This window comes from Paenibacillus sp. GXUN7292, from assembly GCF_050864975.1.
GTDB lineage: Bacteria > Bacillota > Bacilli > Paenibacillales > Paenibacillaceae > Pristimantibacillus.
Genome location: NZ_JBOZWO010000006.1, coordinates 1 through 22,269 on the forward strand (window position 1 = coordinate 1; position 22,269 = coordinate 22,269).

At 41.2% G+C, this 22,269-nt stretch carries 16 protein-coding genes; 9 read left to right on the forward strand and 7 right to left on the reverse strand.

The window, feature by feature from the left end; translation table 11 throughout:
- The first annotated feature begins 350 nt into the window (after positions 1–350).
- Positions 351–1,577, forward strand: coding sequence for an amidohydrolase (locus ACRRU2_RS07335; protein WP_432500560.1), 1,227 nt, complete (start codon positions 351–353; stop codon positions 1,575–1,577).
- A 135-nt stretch (positions 1,578–1,712) separates the two neighbouring features.
- Here the strand turns inward: ACRRU2_RS07335 and ACRRU2_RS07340 are convergent, their stop codons facing one another.
- Positions 1,713–4,037 (reverse strand): M20/M25/M40 family metallo-hydrolase, encoded by a 2,325-nt coding sequence (locus ACRRU2_RS07340; RefSeq protein WP_432500561.1) that lies wholly within the window; start codon positions 4,035–4,037, stop codon positions 1,713–1,715.
- Positions 4,038–4,290: 253 nt separating this feature from the next.
- Between ACRRU2_RS07340 and ACRRU2_RS07345 the strand changes: the two genes are divergently transcribed.
- Complete coding sequence (locus ACRRU2_RS07345) at positions 4,291–5,712, forward strand: PQQ-dependent sugar dehydrogenase (protein ID WP_432500562.1); 1,422 nt, start codon at positions 4,291–4,293, stop codon at positions 5,710–5,712.
- A 209-nt stretch (positions 5,713–5,921) separates the two neighbouring features.
- The gene (locus ACRRU2_RS07350) at positions 5,922–6,023 is read left to right on the forward strand and encodes a hypothetical protein (RefSeq protein ID WP_432500759.1); all 102 of its coding nucleotides are present in this window, start codon (positions 5,922–5,924) and stop codon (positions 6,021–6,023) included.
- 94 nt (positions 6,024–6,117) lie between these two features.
- Here the strand turns inward: ACRRU2_RS07350 and ACRRU2_RS07355 are convergent, their stop codons facing one another.
- The 5 genes from ACRRU2_RS07355 to glgB are packed head-to-tail and all read right to left on the reverse strand — an operon-like array spanning position 6,118 to position 14,234.
- Positions 6,118–8,532 carry a glycogen/starch/alpha-glucan phosphorylase gene (locus ACRRU2_RS07355; protein WP_432500563.1) on the reverse strand — a complete coding sequence of 805 codons (2,415 nt, stop codon included), beginning with the start codon at positions 8,530–8,532 and terminating at the stop codon, positions 6,118–6,120.
- A 31-nt stretch (positions 8,533–8,563) separates the two neighbouring features.
- The gene (locus ACRRU2_RS07360; protein ID WP_432500564.1) at positions 8,564–10,003 is read right to left on the reverse strand and encodes a glycogen synthase; all 1,440 of its coding nucleotides are present in this window, start codon (positions 10,001–10,003) and stop codon (positions 8,564–8,566) included.
- Between the two features lie 15 nt (positions 10,004–10,018).
- Positions 10,019–11,125: a glucose-1-phosphate adenylyltransferase subunit GlgD gene (gene glgD / locus ACRRU2_RS07365; protein ID WP_432500565.1), complete on the reverse strand. Its 1,107-nt coding sequence runs from the start codon at positions 11,123–11,125 to the stop codon at positions 10,019–10,021.
- On the reverse strand, positions 11,125–12,285 hold the full coding sequence (locus ACRRU2_RS07370; protein ID WP_331699393.1) for a glucose-1-phosphate adenylyltransferase: 1,161 nt from the start codon (positions 12,283–12,285) through the stop codon (positions 11,125–11,127). The genes glgD and ACRRU2_RS07370 overlap by 1 nt, the downstream gene beginning before the upstream one ends.
- 2 nt (positions 12,286–12,287) lie before the next feature.
- Positions 12,288–14,234 (reverse strand): 1,4-alpha-glucan branching protein GlgB, encoded by a 1,947-nt coding sequence (gene glgB, locus ACRRU2_RS07375; RefSeq protein WP_432500566.1) that lies wholly within the window; start codon positions 14,232–14,234, stop codon positions 12,288–12,290.
- A 146-nt stretch (positions 14,235–14,380) separates the two neighbouring features.
- On the opposite strand from glgB, the gene pulA reads away from it, so the two are divergent.
- The 5 genes from pulA (at position 14,381) to ACRRU2_RS07400 (ending at position 19,875) form a co-directional block, all read left to right on the forward strand.
- Positions 14,381–16,489, forward strand: a complete 2,109-nt coding sequence (pulA, locus tag ACRRU2_RS07380) for a type I pullulanase (RefSeq protein ID WP_432500567.1) — start codon at positions 14,381–14,383, stop codon at positions 16,487–16,489.
- Positions 16,490–16,848: 359 nt separating this feature from the next.
- Positions 16,849–17,415 (forward strand): hypothetical protein, encoded by a 567-nt coding sequence (locus tag ACRRU2_RS07385; RefSeq protein ID WP_432500568.1) that lies wholly within the window; start codon positions 16,849–16,851, stop codon positions 17,413–17,415.
- Positions 17,416–17,567: 152 nt separating this feature from the next.
- On the forward strand, positions 17,568–18,134 hold the full coding sequence (locus tag ACRRU2_RS07390) for a hypothetical protein (protein WP_432500569.1): 567 nt from the start codon (positions 17,568–17,570) through the stop codon (positions 18,132–18,134).
- Positions 18,135–18,205: 71 nt separating this feature from the next.
- Complete coding sequence (locus tag ACRRU2_RS07395) at positions 18,206–19,141, forward strand: DUF6138 family protein (protein WP_432500570.1); 936 nt, start codon at positions 18,206–18,208, stop codon at positions 19,139–19,141.
- A complete protein-coding gene (locus ACRRU2_RS07400; RefSeq protein ID WP_432500571.1) occupies positions 19,132–19,875 on the forward strand; it encodes a DUF6138 family protein in 744 nt (247 codons plus the stop codon). Before ACRRU2_RS07395 ends, ACRRU2_RS07400 begins: the two co-directional genes overlap by 10 nt.
- Before the next feature lie 99 nt (positions 19,876–19,974).
- Here ACRRU2_RS07400 and ACRRU2_RS07405 read toward each other — a convergent pair whose 3' ends face one another.
- Positions 19,975–20,946 (reverse strand): aldo/keto reductase, encoded by a 972-nt coding sequence (locus tag ACRRU2_RS07405; protein WP_432500572.1) that lies wholly within the window; start codon positions 20,944–20,946, stop codon positions 19,975–19,977.
- Positions 20,947–21,178: 232 nt separating this feature from the next.
- Here ACRRU2_RS07405 and ACRRU2_RS07410 point away from each other — a divergent pair, with 232 nt between their 5' ends.
- Complete coding sequence (locus tag ACRRU2_RS07410; RefSeq protein ID WP_432500573.1) at positions 21,179–22,216, forward strand: LacI family DNA-binding transcriptional regulator; 1,038 nt, start codon at positions 21,179–21,181, stop codon at positions 22,214–22,216.
- Positions 22,217–22,269 lie beyond the last annotated feature (53 nt).

Consider the following 22,269-nt stretch of genomic DNA (forward strand, 5'->3'; position numbering starts at 1 on the left):
TGTGACCGCGAAATTGAGAAAATGGCGGTTTTTAGGCAAATAACGGAACGTGTGACCATGTCCAATCATTGTGAGCTACATTTGGTAAGTAAAAGAATAGGGTAACGGAGAGCAAGATTGGGACTGGAGAAGCGGTAGCGTCCGCCTTTGTAGGCCAATTTTAACTATTACAGGTTTTATAGGTGCCAAAAAATTGGCGTACAACAGCGGTCGTAAGCCCAAACTTGATCGCAGTGCCACCTCTTCTATTGCTTGTTGCAACTTAGCTACCACGAGCAAGCTTCCCAATATACTAACATTGCAGTAACATACGCCAAGATTAATGAAACAGCGAAAGGATGAGCAGCAATATGAATAACAACAGCTTTTGGATCGCAAACGCCCGTTTAGAAACTGGCTTCCGTTATGAAGATGAAGTGATTATCGGTACACAAACAGAATTATTTCATATTAAAATTGATAACGGCATGATAACGGAGATCGTAAAAGGCGGAGAGCCTCGAACAGCTTCGCTTACAGAGATTGACGCAAAAGGACTCTTATTGCTTCCTTCTTTTAGAGATATGCACATCCATTTGGATAAAACGTATTACGGGGGTCCATGGAAAGCGCCGGTTCCGGCAGCCAAAGGCATTATAACAAGGCTGGAGGAAGAAGAAAAGTTACTGCCGCTGCAGTTGCCATATGCGGAAGAAAGAGCTGCCAAGCTTCTTGATCTGTTAATCGGCAATGGATCTGTTCATATTCGCTCACATTGCAATATTGATCCGATTATCGGTTTGAAAAATTTGGAGGCAACACTGCGCGTTGTTGAACGGTACAAGCACAAAGCATCGGTTGAAATTGTAGCTTTCCCGCAGCATGGGCTGCTGCGCAGCGATTCAGTTTCGCTTGTTAGGGATGCTCTGAAAAACGGGGCGTCGCTCGTCGGCGGTGTTGATCCCGCTTCGATTGACAATGATATTGAACGCTCACTGCATACAGTGATGGAACTGGCTGTTGAGGCGAATGCTGCGATTGATCTGCATATCCATGATCCTGGGCATCTTGGCATATATACATTTAAGAGATTAGCAGCATTGACGGAAGAGGCGGGCTGGCAAGGCAAAGTAACGATCAGCCATGCGCTTGCTCTCGCGGGTGTCAGTGCAGGGGAAGCAGCTGAGGTTGCAGCTATGCTGGCTGCACAAAGCATTGATATTACATCCGCGTTGTCTTTAAGAAGCACCATTCCAATACCAATGTTGAAGGAAAAAGGGGTAAAAGTATCGCTTGGTGATGACAGTATTATGGATCACTGGTCGCCATTCGGAAAAGGAGACAGTCTCGAAAAAGCAGGCCTGCTCGCACAAAGATTTGGATTAAGCGATGAACGCGCTCTAGCACAAACGTTGGGTTACATTACTGGAGGAATTACTCCTCTTAATGAAGCAGGCGAGCAAGTATGGCCAGCAATTGGAGAAGAAGCGAGCTTTGTATTTGCAGAGGCTTCTTGCTCTGCAGAAGCTGTTGCACGAAGATCTGCAAGAAAAGCGGTTATGTTCCGCGGAAACCTTGCAGCCGGCAGTTTAAAGTAGTAGCATTTGCAATAAGGTTTAATAGTAATACCATAGGTAACAACCAAAAATTAGAATGAGTAGTAACTGTAAAAAAACACCGCTCATTAGCGGTGTTTCTTACAGCAATTTTCATGTAACTGAGCATCAACATAATTAATCCATTTGATCGATTTTAAAATGGCTTTTTATAAGCATATTTCCGTCGAATCTGCCTCCCGGAGCAAGCTCTTTCGGACGCTCTTGCCACACTCTTGCTAATTTTTCCACCACTTGATCTCGAACCTCTGTTAATTGCAGTTCTAATGCTTCACTTGCCGGACCTTTTATATGAAGTGTTAATCCTTCCTGAGGCAGACCGGTTTGCCTAATCGTTAAGCTTTCATTCTCTAATGCCATAGGAATAATACGATCACCAAGCTGCACAGAAGTTGATGGGGATGGATTAGTCAAAGTTAAATAAAGAACCCGAGTGTGTTCATCTGTTTTTATTTTTAATTGAATGTTTTGCTCCCCATTGTTAGTAGACTTCTCTATTATGTTTATCTCTGGACTATTCACTGGAACGACAGGGCCGATTCCCGTCCAAACAGGGGAATAACCAGCTCCAGATAAAATATTTTCTAAGCCTGATTGGCTTCCCTCATCGACATACTGTTTAGTCCATTCATTAGGCGGAAACATTGTAACCCACTGCGCTTCCTGTGTCTCATCATCCAAAACATAAAATAAATTGCTGTTAACCTGCCTCTGTTCAGTAGGGGCGGCCAAAGCCCAGCTTATTATTAATAGAACTACGGCGATGCCTGCTGGAACAATAGGTGTCCAACGGGAGGCATGACCAATTTCGCCTACAGGTACATAAAGGAAAGCCAAGAGAAGAACAGCGATCACATTGATGAAAACATTCAAATCAACGGGAAGAAAGCTGTACAGCAGCTGAAAGACAGAAGTAAATAATATAACTGGCACGAAGCATACCACAGCTAAAGCAATTGGATGTCTTATCATTTTGTCGGGTTCCGGACGAAACAATGAGACGCCTAAAACTACTAAGTTAATTAATAAAGGAAACGCGAATAGATACGTTGCGCCTTTTAAATACAGCGTCAATAAAACTAAAATAATTAACCATAACAACATAGCACTAAGCACAACCGCAAAGCGATTTAATTTTCTTTTGAAGCAGTTCCAAACAAAAAGGCACAGACCGACAGTGATCAGCAAAAAGCTAAGATTGTAGAGCATGCCGTCATGCAAGCCTCCCCCGTCAAGTAAGGACATTTTATGTGCCCATAGCTTATTGACAAGGAACCATAAAGGAAGAATAACGAGTAAAGAGCCTGCAATGGAAGTGAAAATAGCTAAAAATCCTTTGCCGATTTGAGCGAATGAAATGACTTTTTTACGAAAAGCTCCAATCAGCACTGTGAGGTACAGAGCAAAAAGGAAAATCGCAATAGGTACGGCAAGTCCCTCTGGATAATGGACAACCTGACCTAAAAAGCTAAAAAACACTCGATTACTCGTTGCTGCCTGATCATTAAAATCTATTTGCCCAAAATGTCGTGCCAATTGTAATGCATTCTCACCATGATGTTGCAAAGTTCCTAAATGAACACTTTCAATATTATCCATCGTTGAATGATAAGCCGTCCAGCCTTGACCATATGCGAAGTTCAAGCTTGGCAATCCCGCTTCAATCGCTATCGTTAGATCCGTATCATTCGGCATTTTCTCATAAAAGCTGCTCAGTAAAGAGGAAGTAACCGGATTCGGCGCCACTTTACCAAATTCCTGAATAAGCCACTCATTATGACGGCTAGTCTGGAACATTAAGGAAGAGCCCTTTGATCCCCTAGCTTCTAAATTTATGACAATACCTGTGTTCCCGATCCTAGCGGGGTCAGCCCAATATTCCTTAGCACCAATCAAGCCCATTTCCTCAGCATCTGTAAAAACAAATAGTATATCATTCTTCGGTTGTGGCGCTGTTTTCAAAATCCGGGCTGTTTCAAGCAAAGCAGCTACCGCTACGCCGTTATCATTGGCTCCTGGACCAGTAGGGACAGAATCATAATGAGCCATTAGAACGACTTTTTTCCCGCCATCGCTTCCCTTGATGGAGCCCACTACATTATAAATCTCGACACTATTTACAAAGTCATATCTAACATCCAAATGCGAACGCTGTTCAACCTGTGGATCTAAACCTAGAATTTTCAGTTGATCAACAAGATACTGCCGAACCTTTTCATTTTCTAGTGAGCCGGTAGGGTGTGGTTTTTGGGCAATGACCTCCAAATGTTGAAAAGCTCGTTCCGCTGAAAACTCTGTCCCTACCGTAATTTCTGACTGTGGCTTCGGTGGCCAGTCCAGATAAACAGACAGCAAAATAAAAACTAATAATAAAACCAGGGAGTACCATGCTTTTCCCGAATGCTTTGTTTTTAAACCTATTACGGTTTCTAATTTGGGCATAAAGTGTTTACCTCTCTTGTTTTTTTTGAAATAAAGGAAAGTATATGCTTTTGTTACTTTTTATCTCCTATATTTTTGGATAAACGTGCCTTCTTGTTCAAGCTAAGCACGACGAAGCAGTTTATTTTAGTTATTAAGATTATACATGATTTATAAGCCGCTTATAAGGGTTTCAGCAGCTCTAATTTGTACTAATGGAGCATTTTCTATCATATGGTTAAAAGTGAAAATTAATTAGAAGGAGTGTAGTTAGTTGAAGAAAGTTAAGGTTAGCTTACAGCCCCTTGTAAGTAAGTTGAATTTACCCACTGTACTGAAAACGACTATACTCCCGGGTGAATCCATTGAGAGACTATTTATTGCAACCCAGGTTGGGGAGATTTATTATGTTGGAAACGGGGATCTAAAAACATTTTTAGACCTTCGGCCGCGAATATTAAAACTAGGTGCTTCAAGCGGCGGTTATGATGAAAGAGGATTAGTTGGTTTAGCTTTTCACCCTCAATTTTATTATAACGGCCTGTTTTATCTTCATTATTCACTAGCAGGAACTCAAGGCCCCGGAGCTCTTTCTAAACCATTTAAGCCTGATCCGTGTAATCCCTCAACTTTAAACTTGAAATGGACAAATAGAGAAACTCAATATGATCATATTGATACAGTTGAGGAATGGATTTTACAATCAAATCGTCAACCTCTAATACGACGGACATTGCTTAACTTAAGAAGACCTTTTTTAAATCATAATGGTGTCAATAGCTTAAATTTTTCGCCTGAAACAGGGAGACTTGTTTTAACAACCGGAGATGGCGGATCAGGCTATGATCCATTTAATTTAAGTCAAGACGATATGGAAATAGCGGGAAAAATTATTGAAATCGATGTAGCTAAGGAGACATTAATTAATAATCCGCCAATAGTTACACGTTTTCATGAGCTTCCCGAACCGATTCAAGAAACGCTTACGGTAATGGCCAAAGGCGTTCGCAATATACCAGGAATTTCGTTTCAGCGAGTTTATAACCATTATATCAAGTATACGGGAAATGTCGGGCAGGATTTGGCGGAGTCAATTTTTTCATTCATCCATTATAAACCAATACCTGTCACTCAGCTGACTCAAGCTTATTTAATGAACTTAGAACCTGATCAAGAAGGGGTTATTAACTTAGGCTGGCGTGGGTGGGAAGGAGTTTTTCCAACTTCGATCATAAGCAGCTGCACTGCAAATCCGGCTTCGAATGAGATAATAAATGCTTACTATGACGAAGCAATAACAACATCAGTGAAGCGCCTTCAGCCTTTAATTAGTTATTTTCATAAAGATCCTCGGACTGATAAATTCGGGGCAACTGCACTTACAGGCGTCCAGCCCTATATGGGGTACGCAATCCCAGATTTGAAAGGATGCATCGTATTTACTGATCTTGCCCGAGATGAAAATTCCCAGCTTCCAGTTAGAGGAATTTTAGCATACACCGGAGTAAGAACGGATTGCAAACTAAATGATTTTAGTATAATCGAAACCGATTATGATTTTGGATCTCAATCTGCTTATTATGTTAGTTTGGGTTCAAACCTGGATCAGTCCAGTTTATATTTAGGAGTTTATGGTTCTACGAAAGTAGCTGATCGTAACCAAGGTACTGTTTTTGAAATTGTTCCATCCGGATGATGCTAGTAAGTTTTTCTTTATAGGATATATGTTCTTGTCTTTTTATTGAGGCGAGAACATATATCCTGTTTTAATTTAGGGAACATGATGGTGATTTAGAGTTATTACTCTTGATCAGTGGTTTTTTAGTAAACAAACAAATTAAAATCAGTTGAAGTCACAAATAGCTCAGATGAAGCGTTATACATAGTAAATACAAGTTTGATAAGATTACGGTTTTTGCTCATGAAAATTTGTTTTACACAATTTCCGGAAACATTCCATCCTCCGAGATGAAAAAAATCATCGATTCTTTTGTAATTGAAGAATAAGGCGCGATAGAAGCACGTTGCATAACGGCTTGTAGCTTAAACTGCACCCAAATTGTTAGAAACAAACTAACAATTGAGGGTGCAGTTTTTTAGACTATTGCTTTTCGATTTTCCAGATGCCGGTTGCATATTCCTGTATGGTATGGTCACTCGAGAATTTGCCAGAATGGGCGATGTTAACAAGGCTTTTGGACAGCCACTTGTCTTTCCTGCGATAGGCTTGATCAATAAGCTGCTGCGTTTCTACATAGCTGTCAAAATCTTTTAAAATAAAGTAAGGATCATTGGTTGAAAGGATATGGTAATAAATATTTTCAAAATTTTGCTGACCCAAAATTCCATCTCTTAACTGATGCAGAATCTGGTTAATTCTTTCGTCATTCTGATAAATCTCATGCGCACTGTACTCACTATTTTGATAAAATTTGTATACCTCTTCAGAACGCAATCCAAATATAAAAATATTAGATGGGTTAACCAGATTCTCGATTTCTATATTGGCTCCATCTAGTGTACCAATTGTCAGGGCGCCGTTCATCATCATTTTCATATTTCCGGTTCCAGAGGCTTCTTTGCCCGCGGTAGAAATCTGTTCACTTACATCGGCTGCAGGAATTATTTTCTCTGCTAAGCTTACGTTATAATTTTCAAGAAAAACAACCTTTAACTTTCCTTTCAAATCAGCATCATGATTGACAATAGAAGCCACGGTATTGATCAGCTTGATAACTTCTTTAGCAAAATAATAGCCAGGAGCGGCCTTAGCTCCAAAAATAAATGTCCTTGGCGTGATTTCAAGCTGACGGTTTTCCTTCAGCTCATTGTATAAATAAATAACATGGAAAATATTAAGCAGCTGTCTTTTATATTCATGCAATCTTTTGATATGCACGTCAAAAATAGATTGATCATCGACTAGGATACCCGTTGACCGGTGAATAAATTGGGCGAGTTTTTGCTTGTTGTCTTGTTTGATCTGTCCGAGCTTTTCTAATAAAGGGCGATCCATCGTGTAGCGAAGCAGGTGAGTTAACTCTCTGGGGCGTTTAATCCATTGCGGGCCAATAGTCTCTGTAATTAAATTCGACAGCTGCGGATTCGCCATTAGCAACCAGCGACGGTGCGTAATACCATTTGTTTTATTGTTGAAGCGGGAGGGGTACAGTGTATTAAAATCTTTCATTTCTTGCGTTTTTATAATTTCGGTGTGCAGCTTAGCTACACCATTCACACTAAAGCTGCCTATGATTGCAAGTCGTGCCATATGGATTTGCTGGTCGGCAATGACAGCCATTGCCGGAATTTGATCGCGAAGCTCGGGATGATCTAGCCAAACCCCTTGGCAGAAGCGTTCATTGATTTCATGAATAATCATATACAGGCGGGGCAGAAGTGACTCGATCATACTAACGGGCCATTTTTCGAGTGCTTCGCTCATAATGGTGTGGTTAGTATAAGCGAAAACCTTTGTTGTGGTCGTCCATGCTTGTTCCCAGCCAAAGCCTTCCTCATCCATTAATATTCTCATCATTTCAGGAATAGCCATACTTGGATGGGTATCATTGATTTGAATGACGACTTTTTCGGAAATATGGGTTAATGTTGGGTGGACATCTGATTTGTAATCATTGATGATTTTTTTAAGGCTGGCTGCTACAAGAAAATATTGTTGTTTAATACGCAGCAATTTTCCTTCATCGCTTGAATCGTCGGGATAAAGAATCCCGGAGATCTGTTCTATAGCATGGTTGTGATCCAATTGATTATAATGCTCTTCGGTATCTTGTCGATCTTTCGTAGAAACCGGTTCTGCACTCCATAGACGAAGTGTGTTGACTATTTGATTTTGATAACCAACGATCGGGATGTCATAGGGAACGGCAAGCAATTTGTCTGTATTGTCATGCCTGCATTCTAATGACCCATCCGCGCGTCTATGCAAGTGGACCATTCCGCCAAACTCGATTTGTACGGCTTCTTCGGCTTTTCGGGTCGCCCAAGGATAAGGCTTTGCCAACCATTCATCGGGCAGTTCGATTTGATAACCGTTAATAATTCGTTGCTCGAACATGCCGTAACGATAAAGGATGCCATAGCCGTGGCCTGGATATTTTAACGATGCCAGTGAATCTAGAAAACATGCTGCCAATCGACCCAGCCCGCCATTTCCAAGACCGGGATCATGCTCTTGCCTGTACACTTCCATAGGATCAAACCCTAGTTTTTCCAAGGACTCATTACAGATATCCCACATCCCGCTATTCAATAAGTTACTTTCCAATAAGCCGCCAATCAAGAACTCCATCGATAAATAATAGACTTGTTTCGGCTTTTTTTCTTGATAACTGTTTTTAGTTTGCAACCAATTTTCATAAATCTCTTCATTTACGATTGCACTAATAGCGTAATATACATCCTGAGCAGATGCGTCTGTTATCGTTTTTTTACGCTGGGCTTTTGTTTTACTTATGATAGCTTGCAGCAGCCCATCAACTGTCCATTTCGTCAATGCTGGTCACTCCTTTTCTGTTCGTCCTCTATTAAGGACGACAGAGTCGTTCATTCTTGTCTAGAGATAAATAAAGATTTGTATATTCATGAGCCGAGTCGTTCCAGCTGAAGTTGCTTTTATTTACATTTTCAAGCAGCGAAGACCATTTGTCCGGGGCGTGATAGATGTCAAGAGAATACTTTAATATATGCAACAGCTCATGAGCATTGTAATTAGAAAAACTAAATCCATTGCCGCTTCCGTTTGTTTCATCGAAAGGGGTGACCGTATCTTTTAGACCGCCGGTTTCTCGAACAATTGGTACGGTTTTATATTGAAGGGCAATCAGTTGTGCCAGGCCACAGGGTTCAAACAAAGAGGGCATGACAAAAAAATCACTAGCAGCATAGATTTGTCTAGCCAATGCTTCGTCGAAGCCTAAATACACTGCTAATTTATGTTTGTTGCGTTCAGCTGCATGGTAAAGAAAATGTTCAAATTCATAGTTTCCAGCTCCTAACACAACAAATTGAATATCTTCATGTAAAAATTCATCAATAATTGCGTTAACTAAATGGAGTCCTTTTTGTTCAACTAAACGGGTAATCATTGCATAAACTGGCTTTTCCGGATCTACGGACAAGCCAAGCTTTCTTTGAATAAGCTCTTTGTTTTTCTTTTTATTTATCCCGGAATATGTATAGTTAGAGGATAGATGTGGATCTGTCGTCGGATTGTATTCATCCAGATTAATGCCATTGATAATACCGATTACATCGTCCTGCCGAGCAGCAAGCATCGGATAAAGACCTTCACCGTAATAGGGTGTCTTAATTTCCTCCGCATAAGTCGGGCTTACTGTTGTAATTTTGTCTGCATGGAATATGCCGCTTTTCATGCAGTTGAGCAGGCCGTTCCATTCCAATCCGCTAATATGCTCAGATGATAAATTGAATAGATCTTGAAATGCATCTTTGGGCATAATTCCTTGGTACTTTATGTTGTGAATGGTAAATACCGTTTTCATGTTATTTACCCGATTAGATATTTTAGCAAAGGCCACAGCTAATCCTGCTTGCCAATCATGAGCATTCAGAATATCGGGGTGAAAATCCAATACAGATAGTGCTTCGATAACAGCCTGGCAGAAGAAGATGTAACGTTCGCCGTCATCGTAGTAACCATAAATTGTGTTTCGAGCAAAGTAATAATCATTTCCGATAAAATAATAATGAATGCCTTGATGCGTTAATTGATAAAGGCGGGCCTCTTGCTTACGCCAACCTACTTGTACATAGACTGAAGCGACCCCATTCAATTGGTCCTGCCAATCTGCAATAATCTTTTGATGAAGGGGGAGAATAACCCTTACTTCCATTTTTCCGTTTTTACTCAGTGCTTGTGGCAACGAGCCAACTACGTCTGCAAGTCCCCCAGTCTTGACGAAAGGGGTGCACTCTGATGCGACAAATAGTACCTTTTTCCTCATAACAATGGATGCTCCTTATACTATTTTTCTTTTGGCTATAATATACGGCATCTCTTTGGCCCCTATTAACACTTGATCCATAGTAATCTTTACATCTTTATCCATAATGACATTTTCTAAATAGGCACCTGGTTCAATAATACAGTGCTTCATGATAATACAATTTTTCACGTAAGCTCCTTTTCCCACCTGTACATCACTAAATAAAATACTATTTTCGACTGTTCCTTCAATGACGCCGCCAGTAGCTACTAATGATCCAGAGACATTTGCTGTACCTGTATATTTTGTAGGTGCCTGATTGCCTACTTTAGTCAAAACACGCTGCCCATTGGAAAATAGAAGTCTATAGGCTGTGGTGTCCAGAAGAGCCATATTTTGCCGGTAATAGCTGTCAATGGAGTTCACGATCGCACTATATCCGTTAAAATGGTAGGAATGGATGTTTAAGCGGTCCAGGTTAGATTTAATGCCATCCAAAAAGAAATGGCTTTTATAGTTAGCTATACACTCATCCACTAAGTCCAGCAGCAAAGATTTCCGCAACACATATACACCGGAAAAGACGCGTGAATTTTTAGGATCATTCGTTAATGAGTGGACAACGCCATTCTCATCTGCTCCAACCTTGATACATGCATTATGCTCTGGAAGCAGTTGATCGTAAATCGTAGTTAATAAGGTCACGTCAGCTCCGCGCTCAAGATGCTGCTTGAATAATTCATCATAAGCTGCATTGCAAATAAATTGGCTTCCGCTTATTAATACATAATCGGATTGGCCTCTTTTAAAATAATCACGATTATGGTGGAAATGGCTTAAGTCCCCTTTGGAAATATCGTTAGGATCATTCCAGTCCGGCGGCAGGGTGAATAGACCGCCATGCCGTTTGTCCAAGTTCCAATCTGCTCCAGAGCCAAGATGGTCCATTAACGAACGGTATTTGCTTCGAGTGAATATCGCAATTTCATTAATATTGGAATTTGACATGTTAGAAAGAGTAAAGTCTATCAGTCGATAACGTCCGGCAAACGGAACAGCTGCCCCACAGCGAAAATAGGTTAATTCGTTTAAAAAATCGTGCTCGTGCTCCAGATTGATCAAGCCCATCATGGTTTCCATTACAATCCCACCTTATTATTGATATCAGTTAATTCCATTAAGTAATCGTTTGATACGACGATGGGTTCTTCGTCTGGACTAGCAACTATCCTTACATAGTCTGGAATCGTCACATTTTCTTGTATGATCACCCTGTCCAGCAGGACATTTACGCCTACACGAACACCTGGAAGAAGAATGGATTGCTTAATAACCGAGCCTTCGCCGATTTCCACGTTTTCAAATAAAACAGAGTGATCCAGATGTCCCGAAATAATACAGCCATTATTGATCAGTGAATGATGAATTTTAGAGGTTTTTTCGATTAACTGAGGGGAAAAATTAGAATCATGCGAATAGGTTCTCCAGTCTTTGTGATTTAGAGATAAAGATAGATCCTCTTCCAGCAAATCCATATGGGCATCCCAGTAGCTTTGAATCGTTCCGACGTCTTTCCAATAGCCTTCAAACTGATAAGCATAAAGGAGACGGTCATCGGCAATCATGGCAGGTAAAATATCTTGACCAAAGTCATGATTGGATTCAGGAAGTGAGGCATCCTTTTCGAGGTAGCTCTTTAACAGCTTCCAATTAAAAATATAAATCCCCATCGATGCCAGGTTACTTTTAGCATGTGCAGGCTTTTCCTCAAATTCATAGATTCTTAGATCCTCGGTCGTGTTAACAATTCCGAAACGGGAGGTTTCATTCCATGGGACCTTAATGACAGAAATCGTAACATCTGCTTCTTTTTCCTTGTGGTGACGGAGCAGCTTATCATAATCCATATTGTAAATATGGTCACCGGAAATAACGATTAGATATTCGGGAGTGTATCTCTCAATAAAGTTTATGTTTTTTGTAATGGCATCGGCTGTCCCCAAATACCAATTGCCGCCGTCATTTTCGGTAAATGGTGACAAAATACTAAGGCCATCCTCATGCCTGTCCAGATCCCAAGGTTTTCCGACCCCGATATGTTTATGAAGTTCTAGGGGGGAGTACTGCGTTAATACACCCACCGTATACATGCGGGAATTTAGGCAATTGCTTAATGAGAAATCAATAATACGATAACTTCCGCCAAAAGGGACCGCTGGTTTCGCTATGTTCTTGGTTAACGAACCTAGTCGTTTACCGACACCACCTGCTAGAATCATCGTAACGCATTCTTTTTTCATTGTTATTCCTCCTCATCGGGTAACTTGATTTGATTGACTTGGTTAAAAATACATATGGCGAGTGGTGGAACTTTTATTTTTATATGCTGCTTCTGCCCATGCCATTCATCAGGAAAACTAAAGTGAAAGGAAGTGTTTAGCTGATCCGAACCTCCATAGCAGCCAGAATCAGAATTAAAAATCTCCTTATAGGTGCCTGGAGCAGGAACACCAACCTTAAAATCGTAGTAAACATGAGGTGTGAAATTACAAACAATAAGTAAATTATGTGAGGGATTGTTACTTTTTCTTATACAGGCAATAATGCTTTGCTCACTGTTATCTGCATCGATCCATTGAAACCCTGCCGGATCATGATCCAGCGTAAACAAAGCTGGCTGATGGCGATAAAAATGGTTTAAATCTTTAACATAATCAAATAGGGAATGGTGCAGCGGGTAATCAAACAAGTGCCAATCTAATTGATGTTGATCCCGCCACTCAATATATTGGCCGAATTCGCCACCCATAAATAATAATTTTTTACCCGGATGTACCATCATGTAGCCATAAAGAAGCCGCAGATTAGCAAACTGCTGCCATTGATCGCCAGGCATTTTGTTTAATAGCGACTTTTTTCCATGTACAACTTCATCGTGAGAGAGGGGGAGAACAAAATTTTCCTTGTACGTGTACATAAATGAGAAGGTAAGCAGATTGTGATGCCACTTACGATAAATGGGGTCATACTCCATATAGGTGAGCATGTCATTCATCCAGCCCATATCCCATTTGAAATTAAAGCCGAGTCCGCCCTGATAGGTAGGCCTGCTGACTCCCGGAAGATCTGAACTGTCTTCCGCCATCATTAGAGCGTTTGGAAAGTACCGAAAAACAACTTCGTTCAGCTTTCTAATCAAAGCCAAAGCTTCCAGGTTTTCATCGTCTCCCCATCCATTTTTGAGCTGTTCTTCGTTATCTCCTCTATCGAAATTGAGGGAGGTCATGCTTGCAACTGCATCAACACGCAATCCATCAATGTGGTATTCTTTCAACCAAAAGATCGCATTTGAAATGAGAAAGCTTTGTACCTCAGGACGGCCATAATCAAAGGTTAACGTTCCCCATGTTCGCTTTTCCGCTTTTTTAGGGTCACTGTATTCATACAGCGGTTCGCCGTCAAATCGTCGCAAGCCATGGTCATCCTTGCAAAAATGCCCTGGAACCCAGTCCAAGATTACTCCGATACCATTTAGGTGGCATTGGTCCACAAAATATTTAAAGTCATTCGGTTTGCCATAACGGCTAGTGGGTGCATAATATCCTGTCACCTGGTAACCCCATGACAAATCCAAAGGATGCTCCGCTATAGGTAATAATTCAATATGCGTATATCCTAACTTTTTAATATAGGGAATGATTTCCGCGGCTAGCTCCCGGTAGGTGTAATAGCTTCCATCCGCTTTAATCTTCCAGGAACCAAAGTGCATTTCATATATAAGAATAGGCTCCTTGTAGGGTTGCCGTTTTTTCTTTTTGGCTTCCCATTTGTGATCTTTCCACATATACATATCAGGAGAAGGCGTCATTGAGGCGGTGTGCGGACGAAGCTCAGATTGGTAAGCATAAGGATCTGCCTTTAAGAAGGCAGCGCCATTGGATGGTGTAATCCGATACTTATATGGGCTATTTGGCTTTATATCCCTAAAGAATCCGCCCCATAGACCGGTTTGGTTGATACGCTCTAACGAATAACCATCACCTGTCCAATTGTTAAAATCACCTGCGACACTCACTGCAGATGCATGAGGTGCCCATACGACAAACCGAAGACCTTTTTCACCGTAAGATTCGCTGAGATGGCAACCAAGAAATTTATAGCATTGATAGTGTGTTCCCTGATGAAAAAGATAGCTGTCTAGCTCTGAGATTCTGATAAGAGGAAGACGAGGCCGCTTAATCTTGGACATAATAACTCCTTTCAATAACGGCTAGTGCAAATAAGACCGCGATATCGCAGAAAATATATGAAAATTGCTTAACTATTACTAATGTATGATAGGGAAAGTATAATATTCCCAATTACCAAGGATGGATTAAAGAAACGAGGGATCTAATGATGACAAATCCCACTTCTTGGATCGATAGAAGAAATACGATTACGATTGAGTTCAAAGATCATGTTAGCTGGAGTGAAACGAAACTAATCATCATCCACGCAGCAGGGCCATGCTTAGCTATACAATCGATCGACTGGATAAACCCGAAGACAGCTATCATTACTACGAAAAAAAATATTTCACTGGATCAACAGCTTTATCTCGAATGGGGAGAGGATAAGCTGCCTATATATCCAAGGGAGGTTGTGCGGACAGCATGGTTTGATCAAACCTATAATGCAATGGATGAACAGTTGGGCTGCGTCTATTCTCCCGAAAAAACGAGTTTTTCGGTATGGGCACCTACCGCGATCCAGATGGATCTGGTTTTAGAAAATGACAGAATCGCAATGACTAGGAAGTCCAACGGTGTATGGCACACGATAATAACAGGCGACTTGAAAAATGTGCTTTATCATTTCGCGGTTACGGTACTTGGCGAAGAAAAGCATGTTAATGATCCTTATGCGAAAGGAATGACAGCCAATAGTACGCGGAGTGTTGTTCTAGACCTTGAAGCGTCAGATCCGACAGGATTTCGTACAATAGACTATCCTAAAATATCCAAGCAAGATGCCATCATCTATGAGCTTCATATTCGTGATGCAACGAGCTCGGCAGAAAGTGGCGTGCAGCATAAAGGTAAGTTTCTAGGGCTGACAGAAAAAAATACGAAGAGCCCGGAGGGCTTTTCAAGCGGTTTGTCCTATATAAAAGAGCTGGGTTGCACACATGTCCAGCTGCTTCCTGTGCAGGACTTTGCTCGAGTTAATGAATTAAAGCCAAAAGAAAGCTATAACTGGGGATATGATCCTTTATTTTATTTTGTACCCGAGGGCAGCTATGCAACCGACGCCAACCAGCCTTTATTACGTGTTCACGAATGTAAAAGGATGATACAAGCGATTCATCAAGAAGGAATGTCGGTAATCCTGGATGTCGTTTATAATCATGTCTTTTGTTATGAAGAATCTGCTTTGGAAAAATTAGTGCCCGGTTATTATTTCCGTTATCGAGAGGACGGCAGTATCAGTAATGGAACTGGAACAGGCAATGATTTGGCGACAGAACGTAACATGGTGCGCAAATTAATTCTAGACGCTATTGATTACTGGTTGACTGAATATCAAATCGATGGATTTCGGTTTGATTTGATGGGTGCGATGGATGTGGAGACGATGCAAAATATTTGCAGCCGCTGCTTACAAGAGGAAAGACCTATTCTACTGCTTGGTGAAGGCTGGGATCTGGAAACCCCGCTTAATCCTGAACAAAAGGCAACGATTTCCCAATCCGAACAGCTTCTGGATGTAAGCTATTTTAATGATTACTTTCGTGATTCGCTAAAAGGAAATTTGTTTCATATGGAAGACAAAGGATATGTGAATGGAAACGGTCATTATATTGAGCGGCTGCCCCAGTTGGTAGCTGGTTCTTGCGATAAAAGATTTGGCGGCAAGATCTTTTCCAATCCGCTGCAATCCATTAATTATGTTGAGTGCCATGACAATCATACGCTATCGGATAGACTCATGCTTTCTAATCTAGATGCAACGGAGGAAAGTCGCAAGAGAATGCATCAGCTCGCAACCGGTATAACCATACTCAGTCAAGGAATTCCTTTCTTACATGCAGGGCAAGAATTTTTTCGCACAAAGCTAGGAGAAGAAAACAGCTATCTTTCCGGCGATTATGTGAATCAAATGAACTGGCTGCAACGTAGTAAAGAAGATGAAAATGTTTGGTGGGTGCGCAGTTTAATTTTACTGCGTAAAACGTATAGCTTATTTCGTCTTCGTTCAGCGAAAGAAATTCAAAAACGGCTGCATATTGTAGCGGCGCCTAATCCGGTGTTTGGATATATGTTAGTGGGTGAAGATGATGACTTTGTTATTTTCGCCAATCCGCTGAACTCAGTTATGAAAATCGAGATTCCAGCACCAGGCAGATGGGAAAAGCTTATTAGCAACCACGCCAGTTATATTTCGCCCATCTGCAGCATGCTGCAAACTTCAACGGAGATTGGAGCGTATGAATTAGCTATTTGGAAGAAAAGCCGGGTTTGAATTTATCAGGAAAGAGAGTGTCCCAAAAGTCCTAGAACGGAGGGGCACCTCTTTATTTAAAATATAGGAAATCGTTATATTGAGGGAGTAAGTTTACTTTAAGCCTGTTCCTATATTTCAGCGGTAAACACGCCTTTCTAATGTACGGCGAAGCTGTTTTTCCCTATGAGAGAGTATATCAATTTTTGCGAGGGTGTTACCAAAATCAGGTGAAAAGTAGGTAGACTCAGGACTAATGATCACTATAATGGAAATAACAGACATAAATCAGACTAACCAGACTGTTGAAAAAGTATAAATTGAAATTGGACAAGTGTCCGCTGTAACTAAATACATTTTACAATAGTAGGAGGCAGTTTATGGGACGATCATTCGCTAATTTGCATATCAAAACACATAACTTTGAAAAGACTATTGAAGCTTTAAAATTGCTGAGCCATGAACTGAAAAATAAAGAGCGAGAATATGAGGCTGAAGAGACCAGCATTGTCATGCACTTAAGAGATAGTAATGAATATTGGATCAGCGTACTCCATGATTATTTTGTTTGGGGCACGGTGAAGAAGATCGGTAAAGCATTGTCTCGGCTTGTCGATGAGCCCGTGATGACGGCGGGATATATAAATGAGGAAATATTCGAGCTGTCGATTTTCGAGAATGGAGAAATTAGGGCTGAAAGAATCTTTTGTGAAGAGTGGACGAGAGAGGACTATGAACTCAAAGAAGAGCGTCTTAATGATGATTATTTGCAGGAAGTGTTGGACATCCCTGATGAGGAGCTAGAAGATTTCTTAAGCATTTCTAGTCCGGGACAAGCTGTAGATAAGCTTTCTGAACTTGTAAACATGACACTGTGGTGTGATTCAGAGTGGGTACCGCACGAAGAATATCTTCGAAACACATTTGAGAAATACGAGTGGCGGTGAACCAGAGTGGCTGAGGACATTTGGGACAACATTTTAAAGCATAATTGAAGAGGTTGGAGGCCAATAAATTTTCATTTGCCGATGGCGCTATATCATTTGACAACTTATAGATGATTTGAATATGCAACTTCTTAATTATCAGGGAGGCATGAATGAAACTAACTTTTTTATTAGATACATGTGGAACATGTGTAGGTCAATTAAAAGGTGAACTGGTGCCATTAGAAGAAATAGCGAAAACATGGAATTTTCCATATGACATCAGTTTTGTATTGCGTGTTTTACCTGAAAGTTACGGCAGAAAAACGTTTAGACGCTTTGATAGCGGGGATCATACTCTTTATTTAGACATTAGCATCATTTATGAGCAGTATCAAAGGATGTCTAAAAATGAACAACGTGAAGCATTGGGCATTTACCTCTATCATTATTTGTCAGAGTCTGTTGCTAAATATAAGAAGCATGCAGATAAAGAAACACAAAATCAATTGTTAGCCCAGGTAAAAAATTGGATGTTACAAAACAATTGGTTGAATGGCAAGATCAATAAAGCAAGGGAACTGCTTGCGGAGAATGCAGGACTCTATGAGGTAAGCAAACAATTGCAAATGCCCCTAGACGAAATTGAGTATATCCTGCTGCGCATGAATGACTTTGAGCCAACTGATGCACACCCTGACAATATTATTGCAGAGAAAGCCCCGCCATATCGTTTATAGAAGACAGGGAAGTCTGTTAGGAGCATCTTCTCTAATACAATAGAATTGGGGCATACAGAAAGGCGGAATATATGAACACACAGCAGGAAGCAGCACTGGAAGAAATGAAAATGGCCATTTATCAATGGTTTGATGAACAGGAAAATCGAAAAGAACTGGAGGCTGCGGTCAAGCGTACTACTTTGCAAATAGGCATTTTTAATGAACTTGTGCTAAATTATCGGCCGGGCAAGACCGTTGTCGACGATGTGAATTTGGGACATAATGCTGCAGGCAAAAAGTCAATGAATGCTTCGCCTTTTACGCAGGAGCAAATTTTGCATGAGGTTCAGCCATTACTGTCGGAAATCGTAAGGGAGAGGCTGGACAAGCTTAAAACATCACCTCTGATCGACTATCGGTTTACTTTGCAAGGAACCTTCGCAACGACAGACGGGCTTGTGGAATTAATTGTGTTTGAAAGGATATTTGAAGAGAAAAGGCAGCAGCTATTGCAACGAATTCAGTCCTATATTGAGGAAAAACTGGAGAAGGGGTGTTACCCGACAAAACCGCTGGAAACCTTCTTTTTAGCGCGGCATCTGCTTGACCCGTATTTATTTCATGAACTGGAAGCTGCAAGGACAATTGCAGTATTTGAACGGATTCAGACGCTGAATAAAGAACGGGTACAGGCGCTCGCTGAGCACCGGGGCAATATTATCCAGGCAATGAAAGACTGGGCTGAGGAAATCTTTCTGGCTCGTTACTTCGATGTTACTCGTTCCGAATACTGGACAAATGAATATAAAATGAAGCCGGATGCTGCTCTTGATAACAAGGATGAACTGAATCAGCCTATCGACCTTCTGTTGTATGGCGCGGTGATGATCATTCGTTACGAGCCAAACTACAACAAATCTAAGGGCAAGACCTATCTGGAGCTGGCATCGCAGCTTGGGAGCGTCAAAGCCACTCGCATGCTGAAAGAAGGCAGCGATGCTTTCGCACGAGAGACGTGCATTTAAAGCATGAGCTGGCCGAATGCAAGGCCAACGATGTTTTTTCACTTGTTACGGTTGTTATTCGCAAGGAAGAAGCTGGAGCTTACGAGCAGGCGATTTCATTTATTCTCTCCCTGCTCCGAAAGGGCTTTCCAAAAAGCTATAAAATCAAACTTAAATCCAGCGTAAGAGAGTCATTACCCGTTAAAGGTCTTGCCAAATCGGATACGCACCGTTTTTTTGCAAATGCATTGGCTTATACAGAACTGCATCTGTTGTTGGAGGAATACGCTCGTGAGGCGATGAAAGAGTTTGAATGGTACGAGGATACGGAAGGCGAAAAAAATGTAATGCCAGGCAGTTATGCCGTATTTGGGCTGGGACTTTCGTCTGAGCAGTATTTTCCGCTGGTCGAAACTTATATGCATCTTGTAGATGATGAGCATCAGCTCGTTCATGATAAATTCACAGTTGTTTTTGCGGAAACACATGGCGTAACGGAACAGTCCATTCCTGTGTTGATCGGTTGTTTACGGTGTTCCCACGATTCCTTAAAGCTGAAGATCCAACTGGAACTGGAATGCGAAGACAAGCTGTCGTTGTTTGTACAGCATGTTGAGTCATTGCCCGATTACGAGATCGAGCGGGTGCTGTACCCGATCTGGGGCAAGCTGGAGAAACTGAGTGTAATTGCACGCAAAGCGCAGGAGCCACGCAAGGGGCTGCTGCTTCGGTTGTTAAAAGCGGCTGGTAAATGATGAACACTTATACTTTCTTTTTTTTAAAAAAAAGCCATCCTAAACAGGATGGCTTTAACTTGCTGATGCAGATTGCACGATGGAACATATTTGGTTATTTTATTGTGCCTCTAAGAAACGAATAGATTCCAAGTCAAACTGGACATCAACTGCTGCCAGACTATTATCCAGTTGCGCCATACTCTTCGGACCAATAACCGGGTAGATGGCAAAAGCATGTGCTGGAGAAAGCATATATGCAAGGGCTATAACTGAACTAGATAAATCCAATTCGCGTGCTAATTGTTCAACTCGTTTCAAACGAGAGAAGTTGGTTTCATTGTAGTAATGGCATCCTACCACTGAATCTGATTGATCATCACCCTGGGCATATTTCCCGCTAAAGAAGCCATTTGCCTGAGAACTGTAAGGTATGGCGGACAAGCCGCACTCCCTGTGATATTGCATCATCTTAGCATCCATCGATACCAAGGTAGAATCTGACAAATGCTCCCGATTCACATTCGCAAGGCTCCACATCATCTGATTAGCGACAAAGCCCTGCTTGCCATGTTCCTTTGTATACCGATGAGCTTCTTGTATCCGCGGAAGCGTCCAATTCGAACAAGCATAATAACGAATCTTCCCGGCTTTTACCTGATCCTCTAGAATTTCTATGATTTCCGCTACCGATTTTGAAGGATCATCCCTATGTAAATAATAAAGATCAATCGTATCTGTCTGGAGATTACGCAGACTTTGGTGCAAATCCGACACTATTTCATCTCGATTCAGTCGAAGGAAGGGACCGTTGTTCAAGAGTGGGCATGCCCCTTTGGTACCTACGATTATATCATGACGATTACATCGCAGATTCATCCATTTACCTAGCGTCTTTTCGCTAATGCCTTTAATTGGCCAATGCCAATCGGCATAATTCAACGAAGTGTCAAGGAAATTGCCATGTACATCGTAATAACGATCTAACAAGCGGAAAGAATCAGCTTCGTCAATGCTGCTGCCGAACAAAGCTGTACCAAGAACAAGTACCGAAGCATTTAAATCAGTTTCAAACAGAATGCGCCTATGCATATAAATCCCCATCCTCTGTTATTTTAGTACCGATTTGTAGCATTATAATAACCCTGTAGTAAAGCTTAGATCAATTGTTTTTTTACTTTTCAAGGTTTCGTCATATCATCTTATCTTTCGAAAGGAGGGCATTTTGATTGATTTTGGTGAAATTCAACTTTTCATTGAAGTTGAATAAAGTTTCTATTATTATTATATATGTTGATAATAATTAGAGAGAAGTTGATACAAATTGAAACTAAAAAAGATAACAATGGAAGATATTGCTGCTGAGTTAGGTATTTCTAAGTCATTAGTTTCCAAAGCATTAAGCGGATCGCATGGAATAAGCGAGGATACAAAGGAAAAAGTCAGAGCTGCAGCCATTCGTATGGGCTATCGTTTCAAAAAAGCTGTTCCTCAACAAGCGACAGATAAGACAGGCAATGTGGCGGTACTGCTTCCTCGAGAAGACGTAGGGGATTTTGATTATTGGGGCATAATATTAAAAAGCATAGAAGTGGAGATGAGCCGTAATGGCTACAGCGTCATGTTTTCCGGAATTGATACTCATGCAGAGAAGGGCGTGTCGCTGCCGCTTAGTATAACAGAGCATAAAGTGGATGGCGTCATTATACTCGGGCGCATACCTAGGCCAATTATCTTGTCCGTAATTACGGAAGGACTGCCTATTGTGCTAATAGATTCGGACTATCATGATCTGAATGTCGATCTAGTATACGCGGATAACTATGGAGGAGGCTTTGAAGCAGCGCGTCATCTTATTGCACATGGTCACCGAAATCTAGGCTTTGTCGGGAATTTGGATTATTCGTGGACGTTCAGAGAGCGCTATAGAGGCTTTGCTGCTGCTGTGGATCAATATAGAAGTGAAACGGGAGAAGAAACAACGCTTTCGACTTTTTCCGGTGATGAGGATTTCAACAACATTCCTATTTCATACGAAAAAATCATGACTTGTCTGGAAGCCGCTGAGCGTCCGACTGCCCTTTTTTGTGCGAATGATCCGGTAGCATTCGTTGTTATGCAGGCTATGGATAAGCTTGGTTTAGTGTGCCCAGACGAAATGTCAATAATGGGATTTGACAATGTAAGCAAATGTGAGTTAAGCGTCACTCCGTTGACTTCTATTGAACCCCATAAAAGTCTCATGGGGGAAAGAGCGAGTCAAATGCTGCTTCGCAGAATGGAGTATAATAACGGCGTTTCAGAGAAGCAGCAGCTCGTTGTAAAAATAGTCGAAAGAAAAACGATTAAAATGTTGAATTGATTCTGTGTAAAGTTTCAATATGTTTAATAAACTTATTGAAATATATATTGACG